At 57.8% G+C, this 10,470-nt stretch carries 9 protein-coding genes, 1 tRNA gene and 1 other RNA gene; 6 read left to right on the top strand and 5 right to left on the bottom strand.

The window, feature by feature from the left end; all coding sequences use genetic code 11:
• Nucleotides 1-214 precede the first annotated feature (214 nt).
• Nucleotides 215-1,060 carry a hypothetical protein gene (locus NW827_RS10405; protein ID WP_414403999.1) on the top strand — a complete coding sequence of 282 codons (846 nt, stop codon included), beginning with the start codon at nucleotides 215-217 and terminating at the stop codon, nucleotides 1,058-1,060.
• 37 nt (nucleotides 1,061-1,097) lie between these two features.
• Here NW827_RS10405 and NW827_RS10400 read toward each other — a convergent pair whose 3' ends face one another.
• Entirely contained in the window at nucleotides 1,098-1,841 is a 744-nt protein-coding gene (locus NW827_RS10400; RefSeq protein ID WP_414503658.1) for a phycocyanobilin:ferredoxin oxidoreductase, read from the bottom strand.
• A tRNA-Ser gene (locus tag NW827_RS10395) sits at nucleotides 1,841-1,927 on the bottom strand. Before NW827_RS10395 ends, NW827_RS10400 begins: the two co-directional genes overlap by 1 nt.
• Before the next feature lie 501 nt (nucleotides 1,928-2,428).
• Here NW827_RS10395 and panB point away from each other — a divergent pair.
• Nucleotides 2,429-3,214, top strand: coding sequence for a 3-methyl-2-oxobutanoate hydroxymethyltransferase (panB, locus tag NW827_RS10390; RefSeq protein WP_414359678.1), 786 nt, complete (start codon nucleotides 2,429-2,431; stop codon nucleotides 3,212-3,214).
• A 62-nt stretch (nucleotides 3,215-3,276) separates the two neighbouring features.
• Complete coding sequence (locus NW827_RS10385) at nucleotides 3,277-3,537, top strand: hypothetical protein (RefSeq protein WP_414359680.1); 261 nt, start codon at nucleotides 3,277-3,279, stop codon at nucleotides 3,535-3,537.
• A 91-nt stretch (nucleotides 3,538-3,628) separates the two neighbouring features.
• Here NW827_RS10385 and NW827_RS10380 read toward each other — a convergent pair whose 3' ends face one another.
• On the bottom strand, nucleotides 3,629-4,513 hold the full coding sequence (locus tag NW827_RS10380) for an acyl-CoA desaturase (RefSeq protein WP_414404000.1): 885 nt from the start codon (nucleotides 4,511-4,513) through the stop codon (nucleotides 3,629-3,631).
• Between the two features lie 300 nt (nucleotides 4,514-4,813).
• On the opposite strand from NW827_RS10380, the gene NW827_RS10375 reads away from it, so the two are divergent.
• Nucleotides 4,814-5,488, top strand: a complete 675-nt coding sequence (locus NW827_RS10375; protein ID WP_414503655.1) for a TetR/AcrR family transcriptional regulator — start codon at nucleotides 4,814-4,816, stop codon at nucleotides 5,486-5,488.
• Between the two features lie 32 nt (nucleotides 5,489-5,520).
• On the opposite strand, the gene rnpB is transcribed toward NW827_RS10375, so the two are convergent.
• Nucleotides 5,521-5,968, bottom strand: an RNA gene (rnpB, locus tag NW827_RS10370) — RNase P RNA component class A.
• Nucleotides 5,969-6,170: 202 nt separating this feature from the next.
• Nucleotides 6,171-7,073 (bottom strand): lipoyl synthase, encoded by a 903-nt coding sequence (gene lipA, locus NW827_RS10365; RefSeq protein WP_414359687.1) that lies wholly within the window; start codon nucleotides 7,071-7,073, stop codon nucleotides 6,171-6,173.
• Between the two features lie 423 nt (nucleotides 7,074-7,496).
• Between lipA and tkt the strand changes: the two genes are divergently transcribed.
• Both tkt and NW827_RS10355 read left to right on the top strand, forming a co-directional pair.
• Entirely contained in the window at nucleotides 7,497-9,497 is a 2,001-nt protein-coding gene (gene tkt / locus NW827_RS10360) for a transketolase (protein ID WP_414503654.1), read from the top strand.
• 236 nt (nucleotides 9,498-9,733) lie between these two features.
• Nucleotides 9,734-10,198: a hypothetical protein gene (locus NW827_RS10355; RefSeq protein ID WP_414503653.1), complete on the top strand. Its 465-nt coding sequence runs from the start codon at nucleotides 9,734-9,736 to the stop codon at nucleotides 10,196-10,198.
• Nucleotides 10,199-10,470: the final 272 nt, after the last annotated feature.

The following is a 10,470-nucleotide window of genomic DNA, read 5'->3' as shown; positions in this document are numbered from 1 at the left end:
TACCCCTTGGCTTGGGCAAGCCAGTTCTTTTCTAGTCTAGGATCACCCGCTAACGGGCAGCCCCCCTGATGAGGGGTTTGATGCCCCCCTCGATCCCCTGGGATAGAACAGGAGAAGAATTGAACGCGCACTTCGTATCCTTGGCAAAGCTCTGCACGAGGGGAGGGAGCTAAGCTGTGTTCTTTGTCAAGTGGCCATGCAAGGGGTGAGAGGAATGGTAGCCGAGCAGTCACCAGAACAGGGCACCCCACCTTCTCTCGAGCCGGCCGGGGAGCGGAAGGTGGACCAAGGAGGGGGAGCTGGGGATCCCCATCTACTCAAGGTCAACCCTGGCAAGAGCTCCGTCCCCCTGACGCGAACAGCTCTGATGCGGCGCTTTAACCAGAGCTTTCCGCCTTTTTACAGCCAGTTTGTCAGCAGCGAGGTTCAGGTGCAAAACCTGCGTCTGGCCTATGCCCTCTACCAGACTCGCAAGGCAGTGGTGCAGATGCAGGACGAGCGCTGTAAGACACTGGTTTGTCTAGCTTACCGCAATCGCCCCTCTCTGCTCAGCGATCTGTTTGGGGTGCTCACGGCATTCAATCTCTCAGTGCACAGCATCCATCTCTACGGGCAGATCTACGCACCCCACTTGGTATTTATCCGGGTCACTGTCTCGCGGGATGGGCACAGCCTTTCTGCCCAAACCAAACTTAGCCTAGAACGGGCCATTCACGAGTGCTTGGCAGGAGTGTTTCCTGTTCATGAAACCTTGGCGCTGGAGTTTGATCTCAAGGCTGCTCTAAAGGACACTCAGGTTTCTTTTTATCTTGACCCCCTGTTTCACCTGCCCACGCTACTAGTGGAGGTGGACAACCAGCCAGGTGTATTTTACCGGGTAATGACCGCTCTGGCGCAGGAGGATTTGACCGTTGTTAACCTCAATTTGCTGCTCCGCCGCAAACGGGTGCGCTTTATCTTCTACCTGCTAGGCCCGGAGGCAGCCCCAACTTTGCCGGAGTTGCTGGGGCAGAAATTGGCGTTGAGCATCCAACGGCGGCTGCAAGGGGAACCCGTCTAGAAAGGACACCGTCCCCCTGAGGCGAATGGCCCTAGATCTACAGAGGACTGGGGGGCAAGTCAAAAAGGACGGTGCTCATGTAGCGCTCGGCCCAGGCGGGGCCAAAAGCTTTTTCCAAAACGCGGCGGGTGCGGTCGTTTTGCTGTTGTTGACTGCAGTAGCGCTGCTGCCCTTGGTAGTGCGCCATAATCTGGCTGGGATCCGTCTGCGGGGGGATCTGGTGCGCCAGCTGGCAGTGCAGCTCCAGGTAACGGCAGGCAAAGTGCAAAAAGCGCTCGGCCTCGACTTCGTTAGTGGGACGCACAAACAGGCAGTAGGGGGAGAAGATCGTCCCCCAGGAGGGAAGTTGCCGTCGCTGCTGAAAAGGAGCGCGATGGGATCCCAGGGCTTCCAGCTCCTGGATGTAGGGATCTGGCAAAGTGGGAGTAACCGGTGAGAGATCGACAATGGCAGCACTTACCTGGCCGCGGCCGGCCACAATGTCACAGCCAAACAGCGGCAGCGGGTACTGCGGTTGAGGAAACATGACACAGTGGAGAATGTCCAGGCTTTGGCCAGCCTGGGCCAGCTCCAGGTGCAACTTGCGGAAGGGCCCCCCCTGGTAGCAGCGGTTTTCAATCTGCAGTTTCTCGCCTTCTAGGCGGCCCTCCACGTAGCCCAGATCCTCGGGCAGGTCATAGGGGGTCAAGGCGAGGTGGGATCCCCAAGTGCTCAGAATCGCCTCCGCAAGGCGCCCAATGAGGGGATGCACTTGGGCTTGCAACGTAGGAGGAGTAACCACGGAAGGGGTGGGATTCGAACCCACGGTGGCCTCACGGCCACAACGCTTTTCGAGAGCGCCACAATCAACCACTCTGTCACCCTTCCATCTATCCATCACAACAACATATTAGCGACAAACAGGCTATCCTGTGTGGGCCGAACAGAGAGTGCCGGCTCAAGAACCCCGCCCCGCCGAGGCAAAGGGTAGCCCTGTAGGTAGCAAGCCAGCTACAGTACGCCCAGCCCCCCATCACCCTCGCACCAGGAGGGTCTGCCTCTCCTCCAGCGGCATTGCTGCGGCTTAGGGGAAAGCCAGTCCTGAATACTTTCACTGGACGGTTTCTCTCCTGGCTAAACTAAGCATGAACTTCCTAATAGCGGGGAGGTTGAAGTTTTCTCTGCCCTGTCCCGCTTACCCATTAGAAACCTTGAGTTTGCAAGCAATAGGCAGGACTTGAGTCATATTGGAGTTATGCATTACCACAGCTGCATTCCCGCCGATCCTTGCCCTCCGCCCTGCTACCGCGACCGTCCTACGGACAGAGGGGGGCGCCTGCGGAGTGTAGCTAGTCCAGAAGGCGGCCCCTGCAATGAGATCATGGAGATATGGCTGCCCTTTCCATTCACCACTTTCGCCAGGCTAAGCAGATAGGTCAACCGCTGGTGGCCCTCACGGCTGCCGACTACGCCACAGCCCAGATTTTGGATCAGGCTGGGATTGACCTGATCCTGGTGGGCGACAGCCTGGCCATGACCAGCCTGGGCTACAGTAGCACCCTGCCCTTGACGCTGGAACAGATGATCCACCATGCCCAGGCGGTGCGCCGGGGGGTAGTGCGGGCCTTTCTGGTGGCTGACCTGCCCTTTTTGAGTTACCAAGTCCACAAAGAACAGGCTCTCCTCTCGGCAGGCCGGCTAATCAAGGAAGCGGGAGTCAATGGGGTGAAGCTGGAGGGGGGCTACCCCGCTATGGTGGAAACGGTTGCCTTTTTGGTGCAGCGAGGGATCCCCGTTCTGGGCCACATTGGCCTCACACCCCAGGCTAAACACCAGCTGGGGGGCTACCGCCAGCAGGGAAAAACACCGGAAGAGGCAGAGCGGCTGTGCCAGGAAGCTTTGAACCTAGAGCAAGCGGGAGCTTTTGCCCTAGTCCTGGAACATATGCCGGCGGACTTAGCCGCGCAGATTACCCGGCAACTCCAGATCCCAACTTTGGGAATTGGAGCCGGCCCTGCCTGCGACGGTCAGATCCTCGTCACTCATGACCTCCTGGGCTTAAGTGAGCGAATCCCGCCTTTTGCTAAGGCCTACGCCAATTTAAGACAGGTAATCCGAGAGGCCGTGGAAACTTTTGCTGAGGATGTCCGCCAGAAAGTGTTTCCTCCTCCCTAAGAGCTCCCTGGGAGCAAACTGTGTTATCCAAGTAAGGAAGCAGAACTAATGAGGTAACCGTTGTGGTTCCTGCTGGACTGAAGCGCTATGCCGTTCGGTATGCCTCCATGCCCCTGATGGTTTATCGGGAGCTGGCTGCCCACTTGGCTTGCATTCCCGGCGTAGAAACGCAGCTGGAATGGAGAAAAGATCCCACCTTTGACTACTCTGCTAGCCAAATTGAGGCACTGCACATCTACCAAGCACCAGAGGCTGATAGAGAGCAAATTCAGCGCATTCTTGACCACTATGGGCCATGGCAGTATAGCCCCCTAGAAGATTAGTGTCCTAGGTGGGCGAAACAGGGATCCTAGATAAGGATCCCTGGCCTACTTTTTAGCTGGAAAAGTTTTGGAGCAGAAGCGCCTCGGGAAGTTACTGACTCTGAGCTGGTAGGTGCAGCTTACGGGCCAAGCCTAGCTGCGCCAGCAGCCAAATGACCCAGTAGGTCATGTCAATTTCCCACCAACGCAAGCCTGCTTTTACGCACTTTGGATCAGCGTGATGGTTGTTGTGCCAGCCTTCGCCGTAGGTCAAAAGAGCAGCCCACCAAAGGTTACGGGCATTGTCGTTGCTCTCGAACGTTCGATAGCCCCAGAAGTGGCTGGCTGAATTGATCAACCAGGTGCAGTGCAGCAGCAGCACCGTCCGTACAAAGATGCCGTAGATAACAAACGGCCACCCCCCCACCAGATAGAGCCCAGCAGCTAGCGGCAGTTGCAGCAGTAGCCCATACTTGTCCAGCCAGCGGTAAAAGGGATCCCGAGCCAAGTCTGGCGCAAAGGCAAAATACTTCTCAGGGTTGAAGAACTCTTCTCGCTGGTAGATTAGCCAAAGCATGTGGCTCCACCAAAAGCCTTTGCTGGCTGAGTAGGGATCCTTTTCCTCGTCCTCAGTAAACGCGTGGTGCTGGCGATGGCCACCTACCCAAAAGATTGGCCCTCCTTGAAGAGCCAGGGTACCAAGTGTAGCAAAGACATACTCCAGCCACTTGGGCACCTGGAGACTGCGATGGCTGAGAAGGCGGTGATACCCCAAGCAAATCCCCAAGCTGCCAAAACACCAGTGGAAAAATAGGGCTACTCCCAAGGCAGACCAGGAGAAGAAAAGAATGCCACCCACCAAAGCAACGCTGTGGAGGACTATGAAAAAAAGAACGAACTCCCAAGCAAACCGAAAAGGCTTCCGGGACTCAGGTTGAATCAAGGGAACAGGGTCGTTAGGATTGCCCAAGGAATTGGGGGAAAGGGAGACAGTCATGAACTAGACAAACCTCAAGGTAGAGAAAAAAGTAGAGCAGAGTTCAATCGCTCCTTGCACGCTTGCTTCTCATGCAAAAGCCGCTTTTCTCCAGCGCTAAGAAATGCGCTGAATCCCTCTTTCCCTTACCGGTGCAAGCCTCAGCAAGGGAGACGGCTAGAAGCAAGAGAGCAAAAGAGTGGCCGATGGTATCTCGCCTGAGGTTAAGCTTAACGATATTTCACCCCAAGTGCAAGTGATACTTGCAGACTGCTTTTCATCTTCAGGATCTTCTCTTGGCTCCTTACCCCATCACCCACCATGGCACGTCCCTCTTCCCGGCAAAGGCTGCTGAAGGCAGCTCGAGAGCTGTTCGTCCGTCAGGGCATTGCCCAGACGACCACTCGGCAAATTGCAGACTTGGCCGGGGTTCATGAAGTAACCCTGTTTCGCCACTTTGGCAGCAAGCAGGGGCTGCTCCTAGCTGTATTCGCTGAGCTGGGAGTTTTCTCCGGTGTTGCCGACTTACCCCTTCCAGCGGATCCCACCACCTTCCAGAGCGCTGAGCTGCAGGCCATTCTCCTCCGCTATGTCCAAACCTGCTTCCAAGCTCTAGCCGATAACCCTGAACTGGTGCGCTCGTTGGTGGGAGAAGCAGGCTCCTACTCCGAGGAGCATCGCCGTGCCTTGAGAGCAGGCTTCCTGCAGGCACAAGAGCAGCTCTACAACTACCTGAAACAGATCCCCAGCCCAGACCTACAGGCAATCGACTCTGAGCGCCTTCATGCAGCTGCTGGGACTCTCCACTTGATGATTCTAGGGGCAGCTCTGCTGGCCGTTACTGCTGGCTTGCCCTGCAGCAACACCGACCAGCCCTCGTCTAACCCAGCGGACAAAGGTATGTCTTGCCCCAGCGTCCCCGCTCTCCTGCAAGCCTGTGTAGAGCTGTGGATGGCAGCCCTGACGGGCATGAAGCAGGCCTACAGCCCGCCCTGAAAAAAATCTCCTCAGGGCTGGGTAATTAAAGAAGAGATGAGGAGGTTGTAAGCCGGGTTCTGTAGTGGGGTGCTCCAAGGAGCAGCCCTCACTGGCGGTCATCTCTCTGGGAGTGATGTTACCATCACCCTCTAGCGGCTCACCACCACCGAGACCACCCTTCCCCAACTGCTTGGTTGAGTACCGTGACCTCGGTGCAGCTGACAGGGGCGAAGAACAGCCATAATCCTGCAGCTGCGGCCTTGCTTTCCACCGGGGTTTACCGAGCCAGCGCCTCACGACGCTGCTGGTGGGCTCTTACCCCACCTTTGCACCCTTACCTGTGCTGGGACCCAGCCATCGGCGGTATGTTTCTGTGGCACTATCCTCGCGGTTTCCCGCACTGGGCTTTCCCCAGCGGTGTGTTCTTCTGAAAGCCCGGACTTTCCTCATCCTGCTGTCTAGTGGCGACAGCGAGGACGCGACCGCCTGCCCCTCCTATCTCTTCACTTTTCAATCTTACCGCATCCCTCTAGCGTAGAAAATCCTCCTCTGTCTGGGCTGGGGCTTCTCCCTGGGGCCACTGGCTGGCTGCCGCGCAGCAGCTGACCAGCTTGCAAAACTGCCGCTGCTAAGTGCCTTCCCACCGTTGGCAAAGAGCCAGCCCCGCCAGGAGTCCGTCCCGTTGAGGCAAACGGTCGGCCTATCCTCCCAGGGGAGTTCTTGGGCGGGGAAAGCGCTGCATCAGCTCTTGGACAGCCTCGGCATGGTAGGAGCTGCGGGTAAGCGGGGAGGACACCACCTGCAAAAAGCCCAGCTCTTCTCCCACCCGTCGCCAGTGGTCAAACTCCTCCGGGGGCACGTAGCGCTCCACTGGCAGGTGCTTGGGACTGGGAGCCAGGTATTGGCCAAGAGTAAGGATGTCGCACCCTACCTGGCGCAGATCTTGCATGACCTGCAAAATCTCTGCGGCGGTTTCCCCCAGACCCAACATTACTCCTGACTTGGTGTAGAGGCCGGGATCCCACTGCCGCGCCAACTCCAGCAGCTTGAGGGAGCGCTCGTAGTTCCCTTGGGGGCGCACCCGCCGGTAGAGGCGGGGCACGGTTTCCGTGTTGTGGTTAAGCACTGTGGGGCGGGCAGCGAGAATCTGCTCCAAGGCCTGCCAGTTGCCGCACAGATCTGGGATCAAGACCTCGATGGTCGTCTGGGGCATGCGGCGGCGGATTTCGGTAATGCAGGCAACAAACTGGCTGGCTCCCCCATCGGGGAGATCGTCCCGGTTGACGGAGGTAATCACGGCATGGCGCAACCCCAGCCGTTGCACGGCTTCCGCCACCCGCAGCGGCTCAGTGGGATCCAAAGGCGGAGGCCGTTTGGTGAAGTCGATGTCGCAGTAGGGGCAGGCGCGCGTGCAGGCTGGGCCCATGATTAAAAAGGTGGCAGTGCCGTTGGCAAAGCATTCTCCTAGGTTGGGACAAGAGGCCTCTTCACAGACGGTGTTCAGGCCTAAGTCCCGCAATAGGTGTTTGACGGATCCCACCCGCTGGGGGGCCTTGGCCCGCAGCCAGGGGGGTTTGCCACTAGGGGAAGCAACAGCGCCCAAAGAAAACCCTCCAACCAAGCGCCACTGGCAACTTGCGTATCTCTCAGCTTATTCTCTCATTTGGCTCGGTAGCGAGCCGACCTCGCTGCTCCCAGCGCCTTGCAAGAGCCAAAACCTCTGGAAACGACTTGGTCCTCCTCCTGTCCGCGTCAGGAGAACATACGAGGCGGGGCAGAAAAGCCCCCAAGCAACTTTAGGGGCCAACTTATACTAGACTAGGGTTGTTGCTACCGAACCAAAGACTTCTTCCTGCTGACGCGGCCGCGAAAGCGGCCCAGCTTGCCTAAAGGAAGTCTAGGGGCAGTTTGACAGCCCCTTTACGAGCCTGTTTTGGGTCTGTGCAAGAGTCCCCCGAACCTAGTCAGCAGGAGTGTCAAGGCATACTCATACTGAAAAGCGAATGTTGAGCGATAGGGATCCCACATGGTTGTTGCTGCTCCTCCCTCTCTAGAACAACTTGCCATCAACACCATTCGTTTTTTGGCGGTGGATGCTGTTCAGAAGGCCAACTCCGGCCACCCTGGCCTGCCGATGGGGGCAGCACCCATGGCCTATGTGCTTTGGCAGCATTTCCTCAAGTTCAACCCCCGCAACCCCAAGTGGGTGGATCGGGATCGCTTTGTCCTCTCGGCAGGCCATGGCTGCATGCTGCAGTATGCTCTGCTACACCTGACTGGCTTTGACCTTAGTCTTGAAGATCTCAAGCAGTTTCGCCAGTGGGGGTCCAAAACCCCTGGCCACCCGGAAAACTTTGAAACTCCTGGTGTGGAAGTAACCACTGGCCCCCTAGGGCAGGGAGTGGCCAATGCCGTGGGCCTGGCCATTGCTGAAGCCCACCTAGCCGCCCGCTTCAACAAGCCCGGCCACACAATTGTTGACCACTATACCTACGTAATCTTGGGTGACGGTTGCAACATGGAGGGGGTGGCCTCGGAAGCAGCCTCTCTGGCTGGCCACCTCAAGCTGGGCAAGCTCATCATGCTCTACGACAGCAACCACATCTCCATCGATGGCAAAACGGAAATTACCTTTACCGAAGATGTGGGCAAACGCTACGAGGCCTACGGGTGGCATGTGCAAAAAGTAGAGGATGGCAACCACGACCTGAAGGGGATTGCCGCCGCTATCCAGAAAGCTAAGGAAGTTACCGACAAGCCTTCCTTAATCATTGTCGAGACCACTATTGGCTACGGCTCCCCCAACAAAGCGGGCACCGAGAGCGTCCACGGGGCACCGCTGGGACCGGAAGAGGTGAAGCTCACTAAACAAAATCTGGGTTGGCCGCTGGAGCCGGAGTTCTACATCCCCGACGAAGTGTTGGCCCATTTCCGCCAAGCCATTGAAAAAGGGGCCAAGGCTGAGGCCGAGTGGAACGAGCGCTTTGCTGCCTACGAGAAGGCTTACCCGCAGGAGGCTGCTGAGTTTAAACGGATCATGGCGGGGGAACTGCCTGTGGGTTGGAAAGAAGCTCTCGCCCCAATTGCTGAAACCGGCAGGGAATCCACCCGCAATCTCTCCAAGCTTTGCCTCAACGCTCTAGCCAAGGTGGTGCCTGAGCTACTGGGCGGATCCGCCGATCTAGCCCACTCCAACATGACTTACTTGAAGGGGATCCCAGAGTTTCAAGCCGGCTCCTACCATGGGCGCAACTTCCGCTTTGGAGTCCGGGAACACGCCATGGGGGCCATTGCCAACGGCATGGCTCTGCACGGCGGCCTCATCCCCTACGACGCCACCTTCCTAGTTTTCAGCGACTACATGCGGCCGGCCATCCGGCTGTCGGCCCTCTCGCGGGCACGGGTGTTGCACATCATGACCCACGACTCAGTGGCTCTGGGAGAAGACGGTCCCACCCACCAGCCCATTGAGACGTTGGCCTCCCTGCGAGCTATTCCCAACCTCTACGTCATCCGCCCCGCTGATGCTCGCGAGACGGTGGGAGCTTACCAAGTAGCCCTCGAGTCTACATCCACCCCTTCGGTGCTGGTGTTTACCCGGCAGGCGGTCAACCCCGTGGAAGGCACCTCCATTGAGGGAGTGGCCAAGGGAGCCTATGTGGTGGTGGATGCCCCCAACCCGGAGCTTATCTTGATTGCCACCGGCTCGGAGCTGGAGCTGGCAGTCAAGGCTGCAGCCCAACTGCGCCAGGAAGGTCGGGCGGTACGGGTGGTCTCCATGCCCTGCATGGAGCTGTTTGAGGCCCAGCCCCAGAGCTACCGCGACTCTGTCTTGCCTCCCAACGTTACCAAGCGCATCTCCGTCGAGGCCGGCTCTACCTTTGGCTGGCACAAGTACCTGGGCTTTGAAGGGGTAGCTATTGGCATTGACCGCTTTGGCGCCTCCGCCCCCGGCCCTGTGTGCATGGAGAAGTTTGGCTTCACGGTGGAGAATGTGCTCAATACTGCCCGCCGGCTCCTATGCTAAGGTTTTGGCTTCTCCGGCCTGAGCCCAGCAGGGATCCCTTCTCTGCTGGGTTTTTTGCTGCCTGGTGGAAAGGCTGACAACTTGAGCAGCAGGACCAGCAAAACAGTGCAGACTCACCCGCAACCCCCTTGTTGAGGCGTACCCTTGAAAAAACAGCGGCCATCTGGTCTGGCCGGCCCTTTTTGGGAACAATACAAGCAGGCGAGGAAGGGCATCCCCCATTCCGAGACAGAAGCATGAGACCCACAAAACAAAGCAAGAGAATTGGCTGGATCATGGCCGCTCTGTCAGTCTGGGTAGGTGGACACCGGGCCGTCGCTCAGCCTGCCTTTCAAACAGTGCCGCTACCGCGCCTGCCAGTGGGGGTGGACCAATCGGTCTTTGACCAGCCGGTGGCCCGCTTCAACCCCAACCTGCCTGCCGAGCTGGTGATCCACAATCGCACTGGTCTGCCTCTGGAATATGGCTTTACGGATCCGCGGCAGAAGGTGTCGGAACTTCCGCCGGGAGAAACGCTGCGCCTAGGCAATCTACCCATCCCCAATTGCATGGCCATCAACACGCCGATGTTGTCTCCCGTGGGCTACCGGGTGAGCGTGGATCCGTTGAATGTCATCACCGTAGAGGTGCGCCGGGTCAACGATGTCTCTGGCGACCATTGCCTAGATCTGCAAAAGACAGGCGCTATTTTCGTGAATTGATGACAGCTTGAACCGGCAAAATGTAGCCTTGGGGCTCTCGCGGCTGCTTTCTCACCTTGGCAAAGTGGCCGCCGCCTTCTACACGTTAGATGGTAGTTAACCTTACTCAAATCTGGCACTGGAATTGGGTCTATAGGAGAGCCAATCAGAGGTGCAGGCGTATCGACAGCAATTGACCCCTGTGACAAGATGCAAACAGGATGTCTAGATCGAGGGTCTCGCAGACTTTGCTCTGCCTCTGGGCGACTCACCTGTAATCCAGCTTAAGTGTC

Origin of the sequence: Synechococcus sp. H70.1, assembly GCF_047502705.1 — a bacterium.
Classification (GTDB): Bacteria; Cyanobacteriota; Cyanobacteriia; order Thermostichales; family Thermostichaceae; genus Thermostichus.
Note: the sequence above shows the minus strand (reverse complement) of the source record. Positions and strands in the feature narration are given on the sequence as shown.